The 22,351-nt window shown below is 55.5% G+C and carries 19 protein-coding genes; 11 read left to right on the top strand and 8 right to left on the bottom strand.

What is annotated here, in order from left to right; genetic code table 11:
- Window positions 1-63: 63 nt before the first annotated feature.
- Entirely contained in the window at window positions 64-1,227 is a 1,164-nt protein-coding gene (locus tag MKFW12EY_RS07485; protein ID WP_375142696.1) for an ammonium transporter, read from the bottom strand.
- On the opposite strand from MKFW12EY_RS07485, the gene MKFW12EY_RS22995 reads away from it, so the two are divergent.
- Window positions 1,226-1,399, top strand: coding sequence for a hypothetical protein (locus tag MKFW12EY_RS22995; RefSeq protein ID WP_231879379.1), 174 nt, complete (start codon window positions 1,226-1,228; stop codon window positions 1,397-1,399). The genes MKFW12EY_RS07485 and MKFW12EY_RS22995 overlap by 2 nt on opposite strands.
- A gap of 89 nt (window positions 1,400-1,488) precedes the next feature.
- Here the strand turns inward: MKFW12EY_RS22995 and MKFW12EY_RS07480 are convergent, their stop codons facing one another.
- The 3 genes from MKFW12EY_RS07480 to MKFW12EY_RS07470 form a co-directional block, all read right to left on the bottom strand.
- The gene (locus tag MKFW12EY_RS07480; RefSeq protein WP_054758601.1) at window positions 1,489-1,827 is read right to left on the bottom strand and encodes a P-II family nitrogen regulator; all 339 of its coding nucleotides are present in this window, start codon (window positions 1,825-1,827) and stop codon (window positions 1,489-1,491) included.
- 181 nt (window positions 1,828-2,008) lie between these two features.
- Window positions 2,009-3,412: an ammonium transporter gene (locus tag MKFW12EY_RS07475; RefSeq protein WP_064024926.1), complete on the bottom strand. Its 1,404-nt coding sequence runs from the start codon at window positions 3,410-3,412 to the stop codon at window positions 2,009-2,011.
- 22 nt (window positions 3,413-3,434) lie between these two features.
- Window positions 3,435-3,773 carry a P-II family nitrogen regulator gene (locus MKFW12EY_RS07470; RefSeq protein ID WP_054758519.1) on the bottom strand — a complete coding sequence of 113 codons (339 nt, stop codon included), beginning with the start codon at window positions 3,771-3,773 and terminating at the stop codon, window positions 3,435-3,437.
- Between the two features lie 396 nt (window positions 3,774-4,169).
- On the opposite strand from MKFW12EY_RS07470, the gene MKFW12EY_RS07465 reads away from it, so the two are divergent.
- The 7 genes from MKFW12EY_RS07465 (at window position 4,170) to MKFW12EY_RS07435 (ending at window position 12,834) form a co-directional block, all read left to right on the top strand.
- Complete coding sequence (locus tag MKFW12EY_RS07465) at window positions 4,170-5,513, top strand: porin (RefSeq protein ID WP_231879374.1); 1,344 nt, start codon at window positions 4,170-4,172, stop codon at window positions 5,511-5,513.
- A 150-nt stretch (window positions 5,514-5,663) separates the two neighbouring features.
- On the top strand, window positions 5,664-7,073 hold the full coding sequence (glnA, locus tag MKFW12EY_RS07460; protein ID WP_221054278.1) for a glutamate--ammonia ligase: 1,410 nt from the start codon (window positions 5,664-5,666) through the stop codon (window positions 7,071-7,073).
- Window positions 7,074-7,178: 105 nt separating this feature from the next.
- Complete coding sequence (locus MKFW12EY_RS07455; RefSeq protein WP_054758517.1) at window positions 7,179-7,955, top strand: exodeoxyribonuclease III; 777 nt, start codon at window positions 7,179-7,181, stop codon at window positions 7,953-7,955.
- Between the two features lie 377 nt (window positions 7,956-8,332).
- Entirely contained in the window at window positions 8,333-9,388 is a 1,056-nt protein-coding gene (gene glnL, locus MKFW12EY_RS07450) for a nitrogen regulation protein NR(II) (protein ID WP_054758514.1), read from the top strand.
- Window positions 9,375-10,796 (top strand): nitrogen regulation protein NR(I), encoded by a 1,422-nt coding sequence (ntrC, locus tag MKFW12EY_RS07445; protein ID WP_054758512.1) that lies wholly within the window; start codon window positions 9,375-9,377, stop codon window positions 10,794-10,796. Before glnL ends, ntrC begins: the two co-directional genes overlap by 14 nt.
- Before the next feature lie 148 nt (window positions 10,797-10,944).
- Entirely contained in the window at window positions 10,945-12,309 is a 1,365-nt protein-coding gene (locus MKFW12EY_RS07440) for a P-loop NTPase family protein (protein ID WP_054758511.1), read from the top strand.
- Window positions 12,310-12,333: 24 nt separating this feature from the next.
- Window positions 12,334-12,834, top strand: coding sequence for a hypothetical protein (locus MKFW12EY_RS07435; RefSeq protein WP_054758510.1), 501 nt, complete (start codon window positions 12,334-12,336; stop codon window positions 12,832-12,834).
- On the opposite strand, the gene MKFW12EY_RS07430 is transcribed toward MKFW12EY_RS07435, so the two are convergent.
- Window positions 12,820-13,644 carry a DUF2066 domain-containing protein gene (locus MKFW12EY_RS07430; RefSeq protein ID WP_245006460.1) on the bottom strand — a complete coding sequence of 275 codons (825 nt, stop codon included), beginning with the start codon at window positions 13,642-13,644 and terminating at the stop codon, window positions 12,820-12,822. The genes MKFW12EY_RS07435 and MKFW12EY_RS07430 overlap by 15 nt on opposite strands.
- Window positions 13,645-13,724: 80 nt before the next feature.
- Between MKFW12EY_RS07430 and purM the strand changes: the two genes are divergently transcribed.
- From purM to MKFW12EY_RS07415, 3 genes are all read left to right on the top strand, one after another.
- Window positions 13,725-14,765, top strand: a complete 1,041-nt coding sequence (gene purM / locus MKFW12EY_RS07425) for a phosphoribosylformylglycinamidine cyclo-ligase (protein WP_054758508.1) — start codon at window positions 13,725-13,727, stop codon at window positions 14,763-14,765.
- Between the two features lie 160 nt (window positions 14,766-14,925).
- The gene (locus MKFW12EY_RS07420; RefSeq protein WP_221054277.1) at window positions 14,926-15,264 is read left to right on the top strand and encodes a zinc ribbon domain-containing protein YjdM; all 339 of its coding nucleotides are present in this window, start codon (window positions 14,926-14,928) and stop codon (window positions 15,262-15,264) included.
- Window positions 15,265-15,643: 379 nt separating this feature from the next.
- Entirely contained in the window at window positions 15,644-16,027 is a 384-nt protein-coding gene (locus MKFW12EY_RS07415; protein WP_054758506.1) for a hypothetical protein, read from the top strand.
- Window positions 16,028-16,213: 186 nt separating this feature from the next.
- On the opposite strand, the gene trmL is transcribed toward MKFW12EY_RS07415, so the two are convergent.
- From trmL to secA, 3 genes are all read right to left on the bottom strand, one after another.
- Window positions 16,214-16,696, bottom strand: coding sequence for a tRNA (uridine(34)/cytosine(34)/5-carboxymethylaminomethyluridine(34)-2'-O)-methyltransferase TrmL (gene trmL / locus MKFW12EY_RS07410; RefSeq protein WP_221054276.1), 483 nt, complete (start codon window positions 16,694-16,696; stop codon window positions 16,214-16,216).
- A gap of 7 nt (window positions 16,697-16,703) precedes the next feature.
- Window positions 16,704-19,205, bottom strand: coding sequence for a glycogen/starch/alpha-glucan phosphorylase (locus tag MKFW12EY_RS07405; protein ID WP_054758504.1), 2,502 nt, complete (start codon window positions 19,203-19,205; stop codon window positions 16,704-16,706).
- Between the two features lie 128 nt (window positions 19,206-19,333).
- On the bottom strand, window positions 19,334-22,078 hold the full coding sequence (gene secA / locus MKFW12EY_RS07400) for a preprotein translocase subunit SecA (RefSeq protein ID WP_221054275.1): 2,745 nt from the start codon (window positions 22,076-22,078) through the stop codon (window positions 19,334-19,336).
- Window positions 22,079-22,351 lie beyond the last annotated feature (273 nt).

The following is a 22,351-nucleotide window of genomic DNA, read 5'->3' as shown; positions in this document are numbered from 1 at the left end:
CGGGATGTTTGCACACCCCGCTGGTTTGAATCAGCCGGCTATTTTAACCCGCAATGCCGCAGTTTACAGATTGTGGTAGCCGGTCTCCTCGTGCAGCACGATATCCAGGCCTTGCTGTTCCTCGTCTTCCGTAACGCGCAAGCCGATCAGCAGATCCAGCGTTTTCAACAGGCCGTAACTGAAAACGGCGCTCCAGGCCGCGGTTACCAATACCGCCAGGGCTTGGACCGCCACCTGGTGGCCGATGCTGACGCCGTTCAAACCCAGACCGCCGAAACTCTCGGCCGCGAATACCCCGGTCAAAATAGAACCGACGCAGCCGCCGACGCCGTGGACCGGAAACACGTCCAACGAATCGTCGATTTTCAGACGGCGTTTGACGAATTGGGTGGCATAAAAGCAAACCCCGCCAGCCACCACACCGATCGCCAATCCGCCGATCGGGCCGACGAAACCGGAGGCCGGCGTGATGGTGCCCAATCCGGCCACCATGCCGGTGACGATACCCAGCACGCTGGGCTTGCCGAAACGCAGCCATTCGATGGCCATCCAGGTCAACGAGCCGGCCGCAGCGGCGATATGGGTTACCGCGATGGCCATACCGGCCGAGCCGTCCGCTTTCAGGGCGCTGCCGCCGTTGAAGCCGAACCAGCCGAACCAGAGCATGCCGGCGCCGGTCACGACCATCGTCATGTTGTGCGGCGGCATCGCCACGCTCGGGAAGCCTTTGCGCCGGCCCAGCACCAACGCGGCCACCAACGAGGCAACGCCGGCGTTGACGTGGATCACGATACCGCCGGCAAAATCCTTGGCACCCAGCGCCGCCAACCAGCCGTTACCCCAGATCCAGTGGCAGATCGGCATGTAAACGAATACCAGCCACAATCCGCTAAACCAGAGCATGGCCGAAAATTTCATCCGCTCGGCAAAGGCGCCGACGATCAAGGCCGGCGTGATAATCGCGAACGTCATCTGGAACATGAAAAACACGGTTTCCGGAATGTCGCCGGTCAAGTTGCCGATCCCCATGTCCGGCAGAAATAGCTTGGACGCGCCGCCCAACCACGGTTGCCAGTCGCTGCCGTCGGCGAAGACAAAGCTGTAGACGCCGGCCAGCCAAAGCAGGGATACCAAACAGGTGATCGAAAAACATTGCATCAATACCGACAGCACGTTTTTACTCCTGACCAGACCGCCGTAAAACAGCGACAGGCCGGGAATGGTCATGAATAATACCAATGCGGTCGAAGTTAGCACCCAAGCGGTATTGGCTTGGTTTAACTCATCGGCGGAAGCCGAAACGGGTATGGCCCAGGTGAAGGCGATGAGCGTCAACGCTCTTATAATTGTTGTCATGGTCTATCACGAAATGGTTGTGTTGTTTTTTGACGGGCTATAAACAACAAAATCGCCCTGGTCTGCGTTTTACCCGCAGACCAGGGCGATTTTTGCCGATCTTACGCCCGATCTTATTGTGTTATCGGTCGATCAAATCGCGTCTTCCCCGGTCTCGCCGGTTCTGATCCGAATGATTTGCTCCAAATTGGTGACGAAGATTTTGCCGTCGCCGATTTTGCCGGTATTGGCGGCTTTGACGATGGTTTCCACGGCTTGGTCGACGATCTGCTCCGCGACGGCGATCTCCAATTTGACTTTCGGCAGAAAGTCCACCACATACTCGGCCCCGCGATACAGTTCGGTATGGCCTTTTTGCCGGCCGAAACCTTTGACTTCGGTCGCCGTGACTCCGGCCACGCCGATTTCGGACAAGGCCTCTCTGACGTCGTCCAATTTGAACGGTTTAATGATTGCTGTAATAAGTTTCATGCTATCCCCAATATTCGAATGGTTAACCAGCTGTTTCGTGACAGTTGCCGTCCATGATAAATAATTCCGCTGCATCTCACAATTTAGCTCGGTGCAGCTCTGCCGCGAAACCGGTGCCGGGTTGACGGGCAGCCTGCGAGAAGCTCGCCCGTTAATGCTCCGGCACCGCGGCGTCTATGCGTTACACGTGGTAAGCGGTCTCGCCGTGTTCGGTGACGTCCAGACCTTCGCGTTCGGTCGCTTCGCTGACGCGCAGACCCAGTGCCACGTCGGCAATTTTGAAAGCAATGAACGATACGACGCCGGACCAAACGATGGCCACACCGACACCCCAGGCTTGGCTACCGAGTTGGGTCAGTATGCTGTAGTCCGGAGCGGTAGCGTTGGTGACGTAATCCCACACGCCGGCACCGCCCAGGGCCGGGCTAGCCACGACGGCAGTACCCAGCGCACCGATAATGCCGCCGATACCGTGAACGCCGAACGCGTCCAAAGAATCGTCGTAGTTCAACGCATGTTTCAGATAGGTAACCGACCAGAAGCATACGGCGCCGACCACCAGGCCCAACGCAATCGAACCCATCGGCCCGGCCCAACCGCAGGCGGGGGTAATCGCCACCAGACCGGCGATCGCACCGGAAGTCGCGCCCAGCATGCTCGGTTTACCGCGCACCAGCCATTCCGCAGCCATCCAGGCCAGCGTCGCGGCGGCGGCGGCCAACAAGGTGTTCAAAAATACCATCGCCGCCAGGCCGTTGGCTTCCAAGTTGGAACCGGCATTGAAACCGAACCAGCCGATCCACAGCAAAGAAGCGCCGATCATGTTCATCGTAACGCTGTGCGGTGCGATGAATTCTTTGCCGTAGCCGATGCGTTTACCGATCATCAAGCAACCGACCAGGCCGGCGATACCGGCGTTAATGTGCACCACGGTGCCGCCGGCAAAATCCAACGCGCCTTTTTGGAACAGGAAGCCGGCGGTGGCACCGGCGGTTTCGGCGGCGGCGGCATCGGTGTAAGCATCCGGACCGGCCCAGAACCAGACCATGTGCGCCATCGGCAGATAGCAGAAACTGAACCACAACACGGTGAACAGCAATACCGCGGAGAACTTAACCCGCTCGGCAAACGCACCGATGATCAGTGCCGGAGTGATTGCCGAGAAAGTCAGCTGAAAGGCGATATAGATGTATTCGGGAACGTAAATGCCTTTGCTGAAAGTTCCCGCCATCGAATCCGGCGTAATGCCGCTGAGAAAAGCCTTACTGAAGCCGCCGAAGAAAGCGTTGCCCTCGGTGAAGGCGACGCTGTAGCCGTAGGTCGCCCACAGTATCGCCGTCAACGAGAAAATCACGAATACTTGCATCAAGATCGACAGCATGTTTTTCGCCCGCACCATACCGCCGTAGAACAAGGCCAGTCCCGGTATCACCATTAACGCAACCAATACGGTCGCCACTATCATCCAGGCGGTATCGCCTTTATTGACGGTGGCCTGTACCGCGGGCGCCGCCACTTCTTGAGCCCACGCTGCACCAGAAAGCCCGAACAGCGCCAGTAGCGCCATGCTTGATAAATATCTCATTGTTTGTTTCCCCATCTTGATGTTAAAGAGCTTCTTCGCCGGATTCGCCGGTTCTGATTCGAACCACCTGTTCCAAATCGGTGACAAAAATCTTGCCGTCGCCGATTTTGCCGGTATTGGCAACCTTGACTATGGCTTCGACGGCCTGGTCGAGCAGCGCGTCCGCAACCGCCACTTCGATTTTGGCCTTAGGTAAAAAATCGACGACGTATTCGGCGCCGCGATACAGTTCGGTATGGCCTTTCTGCCTGCCGAAACCCTTAACCTCGGTCACCGTTACGCCCGACACGCCGATATCCGACAGCGCCTCGCGCACATCGTCCAGCTTGAACGGCTTAACCACCGCTGTGATCAGTTTCATAGTTAAACACCTCGTTGCTTGAGTTAGTAAAATCCCGAAACCGACAAAGCATGATGCATGCCACTATTTATACCCATGATTTATAAGCGGTTGTAAGGATTACGCTTCGGAAACGAGATAGATTCGCACCTCAATGGTGCATTCGCTGAGGCGGCGCACCACTGCGAATCAGATCTTGATACTCCAAGTCAAACATCGTTGCTAAGTGGTCTCATCTGATTGATTTGCCTGCACGAACGGGAACTGCACCAAAATGGATCGACAAGGCAAAATCGCACCGTTTAGGATCAAAAAAATCGGATATGCCGCACGTATCTTATTGATTTGTGCCAAAAATAAAATTGGCCCCAAAAATGCTAACTTTTATGCAGTAGTCACACACCAAGAGGTAAACCTATGAAAAAAGTCTTTCCATCACTCACGCTTGGCACTCGCGGCTCGTTGGCGGCGGTCATCGCGCTGTGCTGCGGCAGCGCCGTCGCCGAGACCTGGAGCCAGGCTTCAGGCTTGTTGGGCGCGGCTGGCATCGACCCCAACGAAACCAAATTCATGCAGGACCACAATCTGAAGTTGGGCGGATGGTTGAATTCCAGCGTTTCTGCAAACATGAACAGTAACGGCGACGGCTTCAACGGCCCCGTCACCTTCAACGACCGTACCGGCGAATTGCAACTGAATCAGCTTTACCTTTATCTGCAAAAAGCCGTCAACGTCAGCGGCGACGCCTTCGATATCGGCGGACGTTTCGACATCATGTACGGTACCGATGCAATTTTCACCCAAGCCTACGGCACGTCGTGGGCGGATATCGACAGAGGCAGTTGGGACCTGAATCTGAGCGGGCATGGCGAACGCTTCTACGGCTTGGCTCTGCCGCAGGCTTACGCCGAACTCAACCTGCCTATCGGTAACGGCATCGACGTCAAAATCGGCCACTTCTACACCATCATCGGCTACGAAGTCGTCACCGCACCGGACAACTTCTTCATTACCAAACCGTACACCATGCAATACGGCGAGCCGTTCACCCACACCGGGGTATTGGCAAGCTACGCCTTCAACCCGAATTGGAGCGTCTCGGCCGGCGCAGTCACCGGCAGCAATAGCGGCGGCTGGGACGGTAACTGGGACCGCCAACTCGGCAACTGGTCGTTCCTGGGTGGCGTGACCTGGACCAGCGACGATGCCGGAACCTCTTTGGCAGTGACGTCCACCGCCGGCAAGACTGCGGAAGGCAATAATTCGTCCTGGGCCATGTACAGCGTGGTCGGCAAACACAACTTTACCGATAAATTGCATTTCATCATGCAACACGACCACGGTTTCGCCGAAAACGCGCCGACCGCGGGAGTAACCGGCGAGTGGTACGGCCTGAACCAATACCTGATTTACGATGTGACGGATAAATTCTCGGCCGGCCTGCGTGCCGAGTGGTTCAGAGACCACAACGGCCTGAGAGTCGGCGGCCCCGGCCGCTGCTTTGCCGCGCAAACCGCGGAACAAGGCACCATCAACGGCAACTATGCCTGCGATACCGCAGCATGGAGCGCCTACACGGCCGACAACGACCTGACCTCCAGCTACTACGGCATTACCGCCGGCGTCAGCTATAAACCTGCCAAGTGGTTGAACTTGCGTCCGAACGTTCGCTACGACATCACTGATGGCGCCAGAGCGTTCGACAACGGCACCCGCCAAAGCCAGTTCCTGTTTACCGCAGACGTGGTCGTGACTTTCTAAGCCGGACAGGCGGGTTTTAACGCGCTTCCAGGGTGGGTTAGGCACCCTGGAAGCTTTGATTTTTCTGGCCCTTGCTAGCAATTGATGCTATCGTAACTGCCGGTGTTTTTAACCCTAAAACAATAACCATCCACTAGGAGATTTTGGCCGATGTCAGTAGATCACGTTCTTAAACTCATCCAAGAAAACGACGTCAAATTCGTCGATTTCCGCTTCTGCGATACCCGCGGCAAGGAACAACACGTCACCTTCCCTGCGCATACCATCGACGAAGACACCTTCGAAGAAGGCAACATGTTCGACGGTTCGTCGATCGCCGGTTGGAAACACATTAACGAATCCGACATGATTCTGATGCCGGACCCCAGCACCGCCAAAATCGATCCGTTTTTCGACGATAAAACCCTGATCTTGCGCTGCGACATCATCGAACCGAAAGACATGCAAGGCTATGTTCGCGACCCGCGCTCTATCGCCAAACGCGCCGAAGCTTACATGCAATCCACCGGTATCGCCGACACCGCGTTGTTCGGACCGGAAAACGAATTCTTCATTTTCGACGACGTGCGCTGGAGCGCCGGCATGGGCGGCTGCTCATACCAAATCGACTCCGAAGAAGCCGGCTGGAACTCGGAAAAAGTCTACGAAAACGGCAACATCGGCCACCGTCCAGGCATTAAAGGCGGTTACTTCCCCGTCCCGCCAGTCGATTCCTTCCAGGACATGCGCTCCGCGATGTGCTTGGTTCTGGAAGAAATGGGTCAAACCGTCGAAGTTCACCACCACGAAGTGGCGACCGCCGGCCAATGCGAAATCGGTTCTAAATTCAACACTTTGGTTAAAAAAGCCGACGAAGTATTGGAACTGAAATACGTCATCGCCAACATCGCCCATGCTTACGGTAAAACCGCGACTTTCATGCCTAAACCGCTGGTAGGCGACAACGGCAGCGGCATGCACGTCCACCAATCTCTGGCTAAAGGCGGCGTCAACCTGTTCACCGGCAATCTGTACGGCGGCCTGTCAGAAACCGCGCTGTACTACATCGGCGGCATCATCAAACACGCCAAAGCCCTGAACGCAATCACCAACGCCTCAACCAACAGCTACAAACGTCTGGTTCCCGGCTTCGAAGCGCCTGTGATGCTGGCATACTCAGCGCGTAACCGCTCTGCCTCCATCCGCATTCCTTACGTCAACAATCCGAAAGGCCGCCGTATCGAAGTGCGTTTCCCGGACTCAACCGCTAACCCATATCTGGCATTCTCCGCAATGCTGATGGCGGGCTTGGACGGCATCCAAAACAAAATCCATCCGGGCGATGCGATGGACAAAGATTTGTACGATCTGCCACCGGAAGAAGAAAAAGCCATCCCACAAGTCGCGTTCTCTCTGGACGAAGCGCTGGATGCACTGGACAAAGACCGCGAGTTCTTGACCCGCGGCGGTGTATTCACCGACGACGTGATCGACGGCTACATCGAGCTGAAAAAACAGGATGTTACCCGCCTGCGCATGAGCACTCACCCGGTTGAGTTGGACATGTACTACAGCCTGTAAGTTGTAGGGCTGTTCCACACAGTCCCGCACCTTCCCAGAACCCCGCAAGCTTCAAGGCTTCGCGGGGTTTTTTATGCCTCTCGCCGCCCCCATCCCCAAACTGCCATGCTCCGCATTATTTCCGCCAACCTGAACGGCATCCGTTCCGCAGCTAATAAAGGTTTTTACCAATGGCTTAGCAACCAGAATGCCGATTTCGTTTGCCTGCAGGAACTGAAAGCTCAAGCCGCCGACCTAACTGCCCAGATGCTGAATCCGGACGGCCTGCACGGCTACTTCCATTACGCCGAGAAAAAAGGCTACAGCGGCGTCGGCATTTATAGCAAAACGCCGGCCGATGCCGTTATCGAAGGCCTGGGATACGCCGATATCGACAGCGAAGGCCGTTATTTGGAGATCCGGGTCGGCAACTTGTCTATCGTCTCGCTGTACCTGCCGTCCGGGTCCAGCGGCGAAGAACGCCAGGCGATCAAATTCAGCGTGATGGAGCGATTTTTCCCGCATTTGGCAGAGCTAATCGGCAGCGGCCGCGAGGTTGTGGTTTGCGGCGACTGGAATATTGCGCATCGGCCGGCCGATCTGAAAAACTGGCGCGGCAATCAAAAGAATTCCGGCTTTTTGCCGGAAGAACGGGCCTGGATGACGCGGGTGCTGGACGAATTGGGCTGGGTGGACACTTACCGTTATTTGCATCCCGAGGCCACCGACGACTGTTACACTTGGTGGAGCAACCGCGGCCAGGCTTGGGCCAAGAATGTGGGATGGCGCATCGATTACCAAATCGCCACACCGGGAATCGGCGGCAAAGCGACGGCCGCGCAAATCTACAAGCAACAGCGTTTCAGCGACCACGCGCCACTGACCATCGACTACCTGCCCTGATTCCAAACAAACGAACAATCTAATGGAGGATGCCGCTCCTGCCGCACCTCGATTAACCCTATCGCACGCAGCCCTAAGAACAAGACCGACAAGGCCAATCGGCGCTCGGCCTAAACCTGCATCGAGCTGATGTTTGCCGAACCCTGAGCGGTCCAGTATCTGCCCAAAAAAATTTCCGCCGCACCGACGAGCCGGTGCTAGACGAATCGGCAAGCACCAGCTGAGCGCACCATTATGGTGCTATTGCTCCAGCATATGCACTAAAATAGCAGGCTCATCGAGCACTTTACCTGAAAAGGCGCGCCAGGCTTAAGATTCAGAGCGTTGGCGTACATATTGCTTTAATTGGTCAGGACTTTTAAGGATATCCGTTTCCAGTGCACAAAAAAATACTCGACCACTTAAACGAAGCAATCCTGCTATTCGATAAGGATTTGCGGCTGATCTACATTAACCCGGCGGGCGAGATGCTGTTGGCGGACAGCGCCAAGCATTTGCTTGGCCATACCGCGCACAAATTATTCAAAACCGCACACAACAGTCTATTTAATGAATTACTGCCGCGCTTGTATATGCTGGAGCCTCTGGTCGATAGAGAACTGATCCTAGAGCGGCTCAACCAGTCGATTACCGTGAATCTGAGCGCAACGCCGTTGCTGGAAGAGGGTGAACTCAGCGAGATATTGATAGAGCTGCAACAGGTGGACCGGCATTTGCGTATTACCAAGGAAGAGCAATTGCTGGCCCAGCAAAACACCAGCCGGATGCTGGTGCGCGGTTTGGCCCATGAAATCAAGAATCCGCTCGGCGGCCTCCGCGGTGCGGCGCAATTGCTGGATTTGGAATTGCAAGACCCGGAACTGAAGGAATACACCCAAATCATCATCGCCGAGTCCGACCGTTTGCAGGATCTGATGGACAAAATGCTGGGCCCGAACAAGCCGGCCAATAAAAGCTTGCTGAATATTCACGAAGTGCTGGAACGCGTCCGCCATCTGGTGGCGGCGGAATCGACCAAAGGCATCGTACTGCAAACCAACTACGATCCGAGTATTCCGGAGATTTTCGCCGACAAAAACCAATTGATTCAGGCGTTGTTGAACATCGTCCGCAATGCGGTGCAGGCCTTGCAGAACGACGGCCGGATTACGATCAAAACACGGGTGCAACGGCATATGACGATAGGCCGCAAACGTTACCGGCTGACGGTAAAAATAGACATCATCGACAATGGCCCCGGCATCAAACCCGAGCTGATGGGACAAATTTTTTACCCGATGATCACCGGCCGCGCCGAAGGAACCGGGCTGGGCCTGTCGATCGCGCAATCCTTGATCAACCAGCATAACGGCCTGATCGAATGCGAAAGCGAACCCGGCCACACCGTGTTTTCCATCTACCTACCTTTGGAGAAAAATCATGCAAATTCCTGACAAGGTCTGGATTGTCGATGATGACAAATCCATCCGCTGGGTACTTGAAAAAGCCCTGCAGAAAGCCGGAGCCAGTACCCAGAGCTTCTCCAATGCCGGCGAATTGTTAAAATCGCTGCCCCAGGGTTTGCCGCACGTGCTAATTACCGACATCCGCATGCCGGGCATGGACGGTTTCGAATTGCTGCGCAACATACAAAACAGTTATCCCGAGCTGCCGGTCATCGTTATGACCGCGCACTCGGACTTGGAGAGCGCAGTTTCGGCATTTCACGGCGGCGCTTTCGAATACCTGCCCAAACCGTTCGATGTCACCGAAGTCGTCGAAACGGTACAGCGCGCCTGCGCCCACAGCCGGCAACGCCACAGCGATAGCGCCCAGGAACAGGACCGGGTGCAGGAGACGCCGGAAATCATCGGCGAAGCACCGGCGATGCAAGAAGTGTTTCGCGCCATCGGCCGCCTGGCCCGTTCCCACATTACCGTCCTGATCAACGGCGAATCCGGCACCGGCAAGGAACTGGTGGCGAAAGCTCTGCACCGGCATAGCCCGCGCGCCGACCAGCCTTTCATTGCATTGAACATGGCGGCGATTCCGAAAGATTTGATGGAGTCCGAACTGTTCGGCCATGAAAAAGGCGCGTTTACCGGCGCCCAAGCCCGCCGCATCGGCCGCTTCGAACAAGCCAACAACGGCACGCTGTTTCTGGACGAAATCGGCGACATGCCGGCCGAATTGCAAACCCGATTATTGCGGGTGCTGGCGGACAATGAATTTTATCCGGTCGGCGCGCATACTTCGGTCAAGGTCAACGTCCGCATCATTGCCGCCACTCACCAGGATTTGGAGGCGCTGGTCGCCCAAGGCCGGTTCAGGGAAGATTTATTTCACCGCTTGAACGTGATCCGCATCCATATTCCGCCGTTGCGCGAGCGGCGGCAGGACATCGGTTTGCTGATGCGGCATTACCTGTACCAAAGCGCGAAAGAATTGAACACCGAAATCAAGGTGTTAAAACCCGATACCGAGGCCTTCCTCAGCACCTTGCGCTGGCCGGGCAACGTGCGCCAGTTGGAAAACATTTGCCGTTGGCTGACGGTAATGGCATCCGGGCGCGAAATCCATATCGAAGACCTGCCTCCCGAGTTGAGCCACAGCCACGCCGAAACGGCTACTAGCGAATCCGGCAGCGGCGATTGGGAAAGCCAATTCAAGACCTGGATCAAGCAGCAGCTAACGTCCGGCAAAGTCGACATCGCCAAACACGCGATTCCGTCGGTCGAAACCCTATTGATCGAAGCCGCGTTGAACCATACCCATGGCCGTAAACACGAGGCCGCCTTGCTATTGGGCTACGGCCGCAACACGCTGACCCGCAAAATCAAGGAGCTCGATATCAAGGAATAAGCCGCGGCACGGGGCCGCACTTCATCCATCCCTTGCCCCAGACTTGCCGGCGGCTTCCGGCAGGTTTTTTTCTCCGATTAAGGCCATCGGTGTATACTCCCGCCGTCTGATGAACACCCCACAACCAGCAGCATAAGGTTCACATACCATGGCGGATAAAACGGTAAGCAAGCACCTGACCAATCTCGAACGGCAATTCGCGGGCAACGATCCGATTTTGCAGAAAACCGCAAAAATCTTTCAGGAGTTGGATGAAATCGAATTCGAACTGGGCTTGATCGACCACGACGAAACCACCGCCCGCAAAACCAGTTGGTGGCCTATCGTCAGCACGCTGGGCGGCTATTCTCCCGCTAAGTCCGAATTCATCAACCGTTATCTGGGTGTGCAACTGAACACCTCGCGCCACAAATTCACGGTATTGCAATATACCCCGCAAGCGACGACCGCCACCCTGCCGGGAACCGCTCTGGACGCCGACCACCGCCTGCCGTTCTACCAGATCAGCCGCGTACTCGAACAAACCGTACCCGGCGAAGGCGGCAAAACCAACGCCTATCTGGAGTTGGTGACCGCCAATAGCGCCAAATTGAAAAACAAACTGGTCATAGACACCCCGGTGTTGAATCCGAATCAGGAATCGCCGACGTCGGCACTGTTGCGCAAATACGTGATCGGCATTTCCGATCTGGTATTGGTGTTTACCGATTTGTTTGAGGCCGACGCCGAATTGATCAAAGACACGCTGAGCACCATCGTTGCCCATCAGGATTCGAACAAATTCCTGTTCGTTGTCGACCATTCCGAAATCACTATCGATCCGGCCAAAAGCCAGGAAATCGCCGCATCCTGGCAGCGCCGTCTGGCCGGACTCGGCATCCATACCGGCCAGTTCGCGGTACTGTCTCAAGCCGGCGACACCGCACCCTTCGACCAGCGCTTCGGCAATCTCAATAACGCTCGCTCATACCGAATCCTGGACTCGCTGGAAAGCAGCATACTCGCCATCGACCAGGTGATCATGCCGGAAGTGGAAGATGCGCTGAATACCTGGAAAGAACGCTCCAATGCGTCGACGCTGATCGTGCTGAGCTTCATCATCATGTTACTGCTGTTTGCCGAAATCGCGGTCGGTATACTCGATCTGCTGTTCGACCCCATCATCGGGCCAATCATGGTGCTGGCATTGATCGCCATCATGACGCCGTTGCACATGATCGTTAGCCGGGTCAATGCCAAATTCGTCATCAAACAACTGCTGAAACGCCAGGCCCAACTCAACCTGACCGAAAACCTGGTGGGTTTATTCGAAAAAAGTCTGGGATTCTGGCGAACCCTGCTGCCTATCACCGAGCCGGTCGGTAGAAACAAGAAAAACGGGAAACGCCTGCTCGGCCTGATGGAGCAAAGCAAAGATTTGGTGCAGGCTTTGAACGACCAATTCAGCCACGTCCAGCAAGCGGACTACCGAGGCCCTTACGACGCCTATCCTTATCCCGAGACGGAAGAATAAACCACAAGCCGAGGTATCGCTCCCATGGACATCATCAGACAGTATTTTCCGCTGTGCTGGCTCAATGTCTCGGTATTGAACCTGCCGCGGTCAACCCGTTTCTTCAAACACAATCTGATTTTTTATTTCACGATCGTGTTCTTCATCCAGTTCAACATGGTTGACGATATCGATTCCATCCTCGAGGTCCTGCTGGAGACCTCGCTAACCTTGGCTTTCATTGCGCTGGTCTTGCTGCTCAACGGGACCATCAACGCTTTCATCCAAGTGTCGTCAGCGGTATTGTTCTGCGAGAACGTGGTGGCGCTGTTCCTGGCACCGATCTTGTTTTGGGCGACCGTAGCCGAAGACACGCCCAGCTACATGACGCTCGCCCTGTTCCTGCTGTGGGATTTGATTATTGTCGGCAGGATTTTCAAAGACGTATTGCGCGTCAACAACGCGGCCGGCCTGGTCGTAGCTCTCTTCTATTTTTTGACCAGTTACGGCGGTGCTTACGGCCTGTACAGCTTATTGGTTGGCTGACGGCTTGACGCCGTAATAATTGGACAATACTTGGTAGGCCCCTTCGGCACCGGCCACTGCTGCCGCTTTCAACGGCAAACATTCGCTGTTCCATTGCTTGATCTTGCCGTCGAAATAAAACGCCCATTCGCCTTGCCAGCAACCGCCTTTTTTGGCGATGCGACCGGCCATCACCGAAGTCACTTCGTAACGCGCCGAGACGGCTAACAAATTACGCGAATCGGCGCTCAGAACTTCGCTGACCGAAATCTTTTGCTGCTCTTCCAGATCCAGCATCGGGTAAATCATCGGAATACCCTTGATTTTAGCAGCGAAGGCCAGCGCGCTTTCCACTTCCGGCATGGCATCGGCGTTATAAAACTGGCGCACGCCGTCCTCGTCGACGACCAGCCAGACCAAGGTTTCCGGCCTAATCTCGCTCCAAATCCCGACATGGCTATCGCGCATGACCTGCATCAATTGGTCTTCGTCGAATTGCACCCGAATCAAACGCGCCTCGTTGTCCGGCTGTTCGTCGGCGGAGATCAACGAAAATTGCGATTGTTTGACGTAGTTTTGCGCGCTGGCCAACGCTTGCTGCACCGCCGGAATTTTAGAAATGTCTTCCGCCACCAGCACCCGGCTCAAAACCGCATACATGGCCTGCTTGATGGCTTGCAGCCGATCCTCGGCAGACTGGCTGCGGGCAACCAGTTCGATTTCGTAAAGGCCTTTCACCTCGACGGCATCGGCAGTAATCACTGCGCCCAGCAAACCCAATACCAACACGCATAAACGCGCGGATTTACGCTTCGTAAAAACCTTGCTCACTCGCCTACCCTGACTCAGCATTAATCGGAATATAGTACAATATCGGTCGTTTCAACCTGAACTTTAACAAGAGGCCAACATTGAGCGAACAACAAGACCGCCTGAATTACAAGAGCGCCGGCGTCGATATCGAAGCGGGCAACGCTTTGGTGGAACGCATCAAACCCATCGCCGCCAGAACCCGTAACGCAGGCGTGATGGCCGGCCTCGGCGGCTTCGGTTCGCTATTCGAATTGCCTCTGGACCGTTACCAACAACCGGTGTTGGTCTCCGGCACCGACGGTGTCGGCACCAAATTGAAACTGGCCCTGGATTTGGACATCCACAACAGCGTCGGCATCGACTTGGTTGCCATGTGCGTCAACGACATCGTCGTGCAAGGTGCGGAGCCGCTGTTCTTCTTGGATTATTTCGCAACCGGCAAATTGGCGGTCGATACCGCGGCCAGCGTCATCGAAGGCATCGGCAAGGGCTGCGAACAAGCCGGCGCCGCGTTGGTCGGCGGCGAAACCGCGGAAATGCCTGGCATGTACGCCGACGGCGATTACGATTTGGCCGGCTTTTGCGTCGGCATCGTCGAAAAAGAACGAATCATCGACGGCAGCCAAGTCAAAGCCGGCGACAAACTGATAGCCCTCGCCTCCTCCGGGCCGCATTCGAACGGCTACTCCTTGATCCGCAAAATCGTGGCGCGTAGCGGATTGGCCTGGACCGACACCGTAAACGGCAAACCGCTCGGCGAAACGCTCCTGACTCCGACCCGGATTTACGTCAAACCACTGCTGGAATTGCTGAAAACGGTGCCGGTACATGCCATGGCGCACATCACCGGCGGCGGCATCACCGAGAACCTGCCGCGCGTATTGCCGCAGGGATTGCACGCCGATATCGACCTGAACAGCTGGCAATTACCGGAAATATTCCAATGGTTGCAACAACAAGGCAACGTTGCCCAGGAAGACATGCTGGTGACGTTTAACTGCGGTATCGGCATGATCGTTTGCATTGCCGCCAGCGACGAAGCAGCCACGCTACAAATTCTGCAACAGCAAGGCGAAACCGCTTTTACGATCGGCGAGATTGCCGCAGGCAGCGGCAAGCCGCAGGTCCGCTATCGTTGATACCCCCCGGCCGCGGCCGCCGCACCGACCGAAGGCCACGGAATTAATCCAAAACCCCAAACCAAGCCCGGCGGATTGCTGATTAGCCCATCCGTCCGGTCTGTTTTTATCAATCCAAGCTGCCACTCAGCTTTTTACCTGACACGAATCGGCCAAAACAATGAACGAACTACCCAATTGCCCGCAATGCGGCTCCGAATATACCTACCACGACGGCAGCAATTTCGTTTGTTCGCTGTGCGCCCACGAATGGTCGCAAGACGCAGTCGAAAATAACGACGACCTGAAAGTGGTCAAAGACGCCAACGGTAACGTCCTGCAAGACGGCGACACCATTACCGTGATCAAGGATTTGAAAGTCAAAGGTTCGTCTTTGGTCGTCAAAGTCGGCACCCGCGTTAAAAACATCCGTTTGGTCGAAGGCGACCATGACATCGATTGCAAAATCGACGGTATCGGCGCGATGAAATTAAAGTCTGAATTCGTTAAAAAGGCTTAATCCGGGGGCTTTTGCCGGACGCAAAAAAAACGCCCTGCTTGGATGTCCAATTAGGGCGTAGCGTCCACACATGAGAACAGGTAGGAGTAACAACACACACTTTCAACAAAGCAAAGTTAGTGCCAAAACAAGAACAAGCCATTCCAAGCCACTTTCAACGCTTATCCGACGAATCCCGCACGCCCAATGCACCACAAACAGGCAGAATCGGCCGGCCCTTGCACCAAAACCAATCTTCGTTGCGAGCGAAGTGGCTATTCCCGCATATCGCATATAAATTTGGTAGTGCCGATTTTGCTTCCGCCTGAGGCCGCACGGCGATTTGGACAGCGCCAGCCGGTTAAATTAATATGGGCGGATATTTCTGACGAGGACAATCATGACCAGAACCGAAGCCATACTGCACAAGGGCCAAACACTTTTCGAAGATAAATCCTACATCCTGTTGTGGACCAAATTTCTGGGCCTGAGCCTGCTGGCGTTGACGTCGTATTATGTTTACGACAAACAAAAAAAGCTTCTGATTAAACTCAACGGCCGGGAAAAGGCCTATCTGATGGGCGTTTCCTATTATCTGACCAATCAGCACGGCCTGAGCCCGCGAGCGGTGATCGACAACACCGGCTTGTTCAAAGATGTTTGCCGGGCAATCGCCGACCGAAACGGCGGTTTTTACAAAAATTTCTTTTCGGAAAATTCTAAAGACCAAGCCAAGAATTACGCGGCGCAAACTTATCGCAAAAATAAAAACGGTAAAGAGTAGGGATCGAACGGGATGCCGGCTCAGCGCTCCGGCGAGGCCGCGCATCAGGCATAAAGCGCTTCGTAACCGGGCCGGCAATGCCGCCGCCTAGCAAGCAAGGTGCTCCACTACTGGCTCCGCCGCACTCCGCCCGCAGACATACCGATCCAAAAAATAGCGGATGACCGTTACGCCGTGGGCCGACGCTCAAACCAGACGCGGTTTGATCACAACATCCGGAAATCGCAGTTGCTTCATCGCTTCATAAAGCACAACCGCAACCGTATTGGACAGATTCAGGCTACGGCTTTCCTTGCGCATGGGTAGGTAGAGTTGGAGCTGTGCCGGGTGGTCGCCGAGAAACGCGGCCGGCAAGCCGCGGGTCTCGGGACCGAACAACAAGGCATCGCCCGGCTGGAAGCTCACCTCGCTATAGACGACCGACCCTTTGGTCGTTAACGCGAACAAGCGGTTGGGCTTGGCTTTTTGCACATAATCCGCCAAGGACGCATATTGGCGGATATTCACCCACTCGTGGTAATCCAGGCCGGCCCGGCGCAAACGCTTGTCGTCCAAATCGAAACCCAGCGGCTGGATTAAATGCAGATGGGCGCCGGTGTTGGCACAAAGCCGGATGATATTGCCGGTATTGGCCGGAATTTCCGGCTCGAACAGGACGATATCCAGCATTGCGCCGTCAGTTTTCCACCTTGACCGGTGCCAGCTTCCAGATATCCCGGTTGTATTCGCTGATGGTACGGTCGGTGGAAAACTTGCCGCTGGCGGCAGTGTTGATAATGCTCATTTTGGTCCAGCGTTCCTGGTCGCGGTAGGCCAAATCCACCCGGCGCTGAGCATCGATATAGCTGCGGAAATCGGCGATCGTCATCCATGGGTCGTGCGGACTTTTGATCGAACCGATAATGTCGTCGAAGATGCCCGGCTCGAACTGGTTGAAATGGCCGCATTCCAGCAAGCGCATCACGCCCTGCAAATCGGTATCCTGATTAATATAGGATTGCGGATCGTAATGCGGGCGCAAGGCTTCCACTTCCGCTTCGGTCAGACCGAACAGGAAGAAATTCTCGGCGCCGACTTCTTCGCGAATCTCGATGTTGGCACCGTCCAGCGTACCTATCGTCAAGGCGCCGTTCATCATGAACTTCATGTTACCGGTCCCTGAGGCTTCTTTGCCGGCCGTCGAAATCTGCTCGGACAGATCGGCGCCGGGGCAAATTTTTTCCATGGCCGAGACGCAGTAATTCGGCATGAACACCAGTTTCAGTTTGTCGCCGACATCGGGGTCGTCGTTGATCACGTTGGCCACGTTGTTGATCAATTTGATGATTTTCTTGGCCATCACATAGCCGGGTGCCGCCTTGCCGCCGATCAGCACGCAACGGTCGACCCAGTTCGCGCTATCGCCGCGTTTGATCCGGTCGTACAGATGAATCACGTGCAACACGTTCAGAATCTGGCGTTTGTACTCGTGGATGCGTTTGACCTGCACGTCGAACAATGCGTCGACGTTGATTTCGATGTCGTGCTCTTCTTTCTTGTAATCGACCAGCCGTTGTTTGCTGGCGCGGTTCAGTTCGTACCATTTCTGGCGAAATGCGGCATCCTCCGCATAGGGCCGTAATTTGGCCAATTGCGACAAATCGGTGACCCAGGCGTCGCCTATGGTTTCGGTGATCAATTCCGCCAGTTCCGGATTGCAGCCGGCCAGCCAACGCCGTGGCGTTACGCCATTGGTTTTGTTGTTGAATTTATTCGGCCATAATTCGTAAAAATCCTTGAACAGGCCTTCCTTCAACAATTTGGAATGCAGTTCGGCGACACCGTTGACCGAAAAACTGCCGACGATAGCAAGGAAGGCCATCCGCACTTGTTTTTCCGGCCCCTCTTCAATAATCGACATCCGCGCCATCCGCGGACCGTCTCCCGGCCAGCGCGCCGAAACCTCGGCCATGAAATGGGCGTTGATGTCGAAGATGATCTCCATCAAGCGCGGCAACAGGGTTTGCATCAGCCGGACCGACCATTTTTCCAACGCTTCCGGCAACAGCGTGTGGTTGGTATAGGCCATGGTACTGCGCGTGATGTTCCAGGCCTCTTTCCAGGACAGGCCGTGAATATCCATCAATAAACGCATTAATTCGGCGACGGCGATGCTGGGATGGGTGTCGTTGAGCTGAAAACAATTTTTCTCGGCGAATTTGGCAAAATTGTTGCCGTGCCGGCCGACCCAGTTGGCAATCACGTCCTGCAGACTAGCGGAAGCCAACAAATACTGTTGTTGCAAGCGCAAGGCCTTGCCGTTCTCGTTGGCATCGTTCGGATACAACACCATCGTGATGTTTTCCGCGGTATTTTTTTCGGCGACGGCCTCGGCATAGTCGCCGGCATTGAATTCCTGCAGATTGAATTCTTCGGTCGCGATGGCTTTCCATAGCCGCAAGGTATTGACCGTGCCGTTTTTGTAACCCGGCACCGGCGTATCGTAAGGCATGGCCAACACGTCGTGGGTTTCGATCCAACTGGTACGCTTATGGCCTTTTTCGTCGATATGACTTTGGGTGCGGCCGCCGAATTTGATCCGGTGCATGTATTCCGGACGCTCGATTTCCCAGACGTTGCCCATCCTTAACCAGTGGTCGGGGCGCTCGACCTGCTCGCCGTTGACGATTTGCTGGGAAAACATGCCGTATTCGTAGCGCAATCCGTAGCCGGTAACCGGCAATTGCAAGGTGGCGCAACTATCGATAAAACAGGCTGCCAACCGGCCCAAACCGCCGTTGCCCAAACCGGCATCCGGCTCGCTTTCCACCAGTTCTTCCATCTCCAGACCCAAATCGTACAAAGCCTGTTTGACGACGGTATCGACGCCCAGATTCAACATCGCGTTGCTCAGGGATCGGCCGATCAGAAATTCCATCGATAAGTAAAAGGCTTTTTTACAATCCGAATCGCGGTAAACGTTGTAGGTCTTTTTCCAACGTTCCACCAAGCGGTCGCTGATGGCCAGCGATAGCGCCTCGTAGGCGTAATGGGGCGAGCGGCAATTTTCGTCGCGACCGAGCCGGTGGCTGTAGTAATGCTTGAAATCGGCGATTAAATGCTTCTTTTCCATGCCGAGTTTCGGCAGTTTGGTGATATCGGCGGCGGGACTGCTTTTATGAAAAACTCTATGCGGCATAGTGATTACCTTTGGAACTAGTGGACGATTAAGCCTGGTGCCGCGGGATTGGCAACGGCGAGCCGACTTCTAAACTCCGGGCACCGATTCTGAGCGGCGCCGCCACTTAAGCGGCACCGCAACCACGATCAATCGAGCTTACCATGGCACTGCTTGTACTTTTTGCCCGATCCGCAGGGACAGGGGTCGTTACGGCCGACCTTGGCGCCATGGCGCACGAAAGGTTGTTCCGCCGAACCGGTTTCCGGCTCCGCCTCGACTTGCGCCTCCGAAGTGTCTTCGAATACCGATTGCGCCTCGGCGTGTTCGAAATGCATTTCCTGCGGTGTCTGGCGCTGCTCGTCGATAGCCTGTACGTCCTCTTCCCGCGCAATTTGCACCCGAGCCAAAATCGTCACGACTTCGTGCTTGATATGGTCCAGCAAGCTGTTGAACATTTGGAAAGATTCGCGCTTGTACTCCTGCTTCGGATCCTTTTGCGCATAACCGCGGAAATGGATGCCTTGGCGCAATTGGTCCATGGCCGCCAAGTGTTCTTTCCAAGCGTTGTCCAGCACTTGCAACATCACCGATTTCTCGAAATGGCGCATGACTTGGGTGCCGACGGTTTGTTCGCGGCGCAGGCTTTCCTCGGCGGCCTTATCGACGATCAACTGGCGCAATTTCTGCTCGTTCAAGCTGCGGTCGGCATCCAGCCACTCAGCCAGAGGGAATTGCAAATGGAATTCCTGCTGCAGATGAGCTTCCAGGCCGCGCACGTCCCACTGTTCTTCCATCGTTTTCGGCGGGATGAATTGCGTGATCGCGTCGTTCAACACGTCGGCGCGAATCGCGGTGATGATGTCGCTGATATCTTCCGCCGCCATCAACTCGTTGCGTTGGGCGTAAATGACTTTCCGTTGGTCATTGGCAACGTCGTCGTAGGCCAGAATTTCCTTACGGATATCGAAGTTGCGGTTCTCGACCTTGCGCTGCGCGCTTTCGATTGAACGCGTCACCCAGGGATGCTCGATGGCCTCGCCCTCTTCCATGCCCAACTTTTGCATCAGAGACGCTACCCGTTCCGAGGCGAAAATCCGCATCAAATCGTCTTCCAGCGACAAATAAAACCGGGTGGAACCGGGATCGCCCTGCCGGCCGGAACGGCCGCGCAACTGGTTGTCGATCCGCCGCGATTCGTGGCGTTCGGAACCGATCACGTGCAGACCGCCGCTGGCCAGGACTTGCTCGTGCCGATCCAGCCAGGCGCCGCGCACGCGTTCCTTGTCGGCTTCGCTGGCATCCGGCCCCAACGCTTCGAGCTCGGCATTCAAATTGCCGCCCAAGACGATGTCGGTACCGCGGCCGGCCATGTTGGTCGCAATTGTCACTGCACCGGGCAACCCGGCCATTTCGATGATGTGAGCTTCGCGCTCGTGTTGTTTCGCGTTCAGAACTTCGTGCTTGATACCCTGCTCGCGCAGCATCGCCGAAATCCGTTCGGAATTTTCGATCGACGTGGTACCGACCAAGACCGGTTGGCCGCGTTTGGTACAATCCTTGATATCTTCGATTACGGCTTTGTATTTCTCGCGAGCCGACAGGTAGACCAAGTCGCCCATATCCTTGCGGATCATCGGCCGATGGGTCGGAATCACGACTACTTCCAAGCCGTAGATTTTGTTCAACTCGAACGCTTCGGTATCGGCGGTACCGGTCATGCCGGACAGCTTGTGGTACAGGCGAAAATAGTTCTGGAAGGTAATCGAAGCCAGGGTCTGGTTCTCGTTTTGAATCGGCACCCCTTCCTTGGCCTCCATCGCCTGGTGCAAGCCCTCGGACCAGCGCCGGCCCATCATCATCCGGCCGGTGAATTCGTCGACGATGATGACTTGGCCGTCTTTGACCACGTAATCGACATCGCGCTGAAACAGCACATGCGCCCGCAACGATGCGTTCAGGTAGTGCATCAAGCGGATGTTGACCGGGTCGTACAAGGTGGAGCCTTCCGGAATCAAGCCTTGCTCGTGGAGCAAGCGTTCGACATTTTCGTAACCGGCTTCGGTCAAATGGATTTGCCGCTGCTTTTCATCGACCGCGTAATCGCCCGGCATTTTGTCCTGCTGCTCCGGATCTTCGGCCTTTTCCTGTTTGGTCAGGTACGGGATGATGCTGTTGGTGGTCAAGTAAATGTCGGTACTGCCCTCGGCTTGGCCGGAGATAATCAACGGCGTTCTGGCCTCGTCGATCAGGATAGAGTCCACCTCGTCGACGATGGCAAAATGCAGCTCGCGCTGGACTTTCTGTTCCAGACTGAACGCCATGTTGTCGCGCAGATAGTCGAAACCGAATTCGTTATTGGTGCCGTAGGTGATGTCGGCGGCATATGCCGATTTACGCTGTTCGTGAGTCAAATCGCTGACGATGACGCCAGTGGTCAAGCCCAGAAATCCGTATAGCCGGCCCATCCATTCGGCGTCGCGCCGCGCCAGGTAATCGTTGACCGTGACCACGTGAACGCCTTTGCCGGGCAATGCGTTCAAGTACGCCGCCAAGGTCGCCATCAGGGTTTTACCCTCACCGGTTTTCATCTCGGCGATCTTGCCGCTGTGCAACACCATACCGCCGATCAACTGCACGTCGAAATGGCGCATGCCGAACACGCGGGTGGAAGCTTCGCGGACCGCGGCGAACGCTTCCGGTAACAAATCGTCGAGTTTTTCGCCCTGGGCCAGGCGGTCGCGGAACTCCTGAGTTTTGCCTTGCAAAGCGGCGTCGGATAATTTTTCGTACTCGGCGGCCAGCGCATTGACTTTCTTGACCAGCTTGCGTTTCTTCTTGACCAGCCTGTCGTTGCGGCTGCCAACTACCATTTTAACCAGCTTACCCAGCATGATACTTCCAGTGTGAGAGTGAACCAAAGTTTGCGATTATAAACGTTATGCGGCGGCGATGACCAGAAAACAAGGCTAACGCAGTGGACCGGCCGCCGCGATGGATGCGTTTGTCCGCTATTGCGCTTGAGCGCTCGGCCGCGACGCCGGCAGCGAGTCGAACGGACACCAGGCCTCGGTTTTGCCGTGGACATGCCCAGCGATCGGCGTATAATCCGCGGCCTTTAACCCAACAGGCGTTCGTTCTCGCGGAAAATATCCTACAAGCCCATA

Origin of the sequence: Methylomonas koyamae, from assembly GCF_019669905.1 — a bacterium.
Classification (GTDB): Bacteria; Pseudomonadota; Gammaproteobacteria; order Methylococcales; family Methylomonadaceae; genus Methylomonas; species Methylomonas koyamae.
The sequence above is the reverse complement of the archived record's forward strand: the minus strand, read 5'-3'. Positions and strand labels throughout refer to the sequence as shown.

Bases quoted from the DNA above. Each gene is read 5' to 3' on its own strand.
- MKFW12EY_RS22995 (WP_231879379.1), top strand. From the start codon at position 1,226: ATGAATAATACCAATGCGGTCGAAGTTAGCACCCAAGCGGTATTGGCT.
- MKFW12EY_RS07435 (WP_054758510.1), top strand. From the start codon at position 12,334: ATGGACATCATCAGACAGTATTTTCCGCTGTGCTGGCTCAATGTCTCG.
- MKFW12EY_RS07415 (WP_054758506.1), top strand. From the start codon at position 15,644: ATGACCAGAACCGAAGCCATACTGCACAAGGGCCAAACACTTTTCGAA.
- MKFW12EY_RS07420 (WP_221054277.1), top strand. From the start codon at position 14,926: ATGAACGAACTACCCAATTGCCCGCAATGCGGCTCCGAATATACCTAC.
- MKFW12EY_RS07455 (WP_054758517.1), top strand. From the start codon at position 7,179: ATGCTCCGCATTATTTCCGCCAACCTGAACGGCATCCGTTCCGCAGCT.
- MKFW12EY_RS07405 (WP_054758504.1), bottom strand. From the start codon at position 19,205: ATGCCGCATAGAGTTTTTCATAAAAGCAGTCCCGCCGCCGATATCACC.
- MKFW12EY_RS07475 (WP_064024926.1), bottom strand. From the start codon at position 3,412: ATGAGATATTTATCAAGCATGGCGCTACTGGCGCTGTTCGGGCTTTCT.
- MKFW12EY_RS07440 (WP_054758511.1), top strand. From the start codon at position 10,945: ATGGCGGATAAAACGGTAAGCAAGCACCTGACCAATCTCGAACGGCAA.
- secA (WP_221054275.1), bottom strand. From the start codon at position 22,078: ATGCTGGGTAAGCTGGTTAAAATGGTAGTTGGCAGCCGCAACGACAGG.
- ntrC (WP_054758512.1), top strand. From the start codon at position 9,375: ATGCAAATTCCTGACAAGGTCTGGATTGTCGATGATGACAAATCCATC.
- MKFW12EY_RS07480 (WP_054758601.1), bottom strand. From the start codon at position 1,827: ATGAAACTTATTACAGCAATCATTAAACCGTTCAAATTGGACGACGTC.
- glnA (WP_221054278.1), top strand. From the start codon at position 5,664: ATGTCAGTAGATCACGTTCTTAAACTCATCCAAGAAAACGACGTCAAA.
- MKFW12EY_RS07470 (WP_054758519.1), bottom strand. From the start codon at position 3,773: ATGAAACTGATCACAGCGGTGGTTAAGCCGTTCAAGCTGGACGATGTG.
- MKFW12EY_RS07485 (WP_375142696.1), bottom strand. From the start codon at position 1,227: ATGACCATTCCCGGCCTGTCGCTGTTTTACGGCGGTCTGGTCAGGAGT.
- trmL (WP_221054276.1), bottom strand. From the start codon at position 16,696: ATGCTGGATATCGTCCTGTTCGAGCCGGAAATTCCGGCCAATACCGGC.
- MKFW12EY_RS07465 (WP_231879374.1), top strand. From the start codon at position 4,170: ATGAAAAAAGTCTTTCCATCACTCACGCTTGGCACTCGCGGCTCGTTG.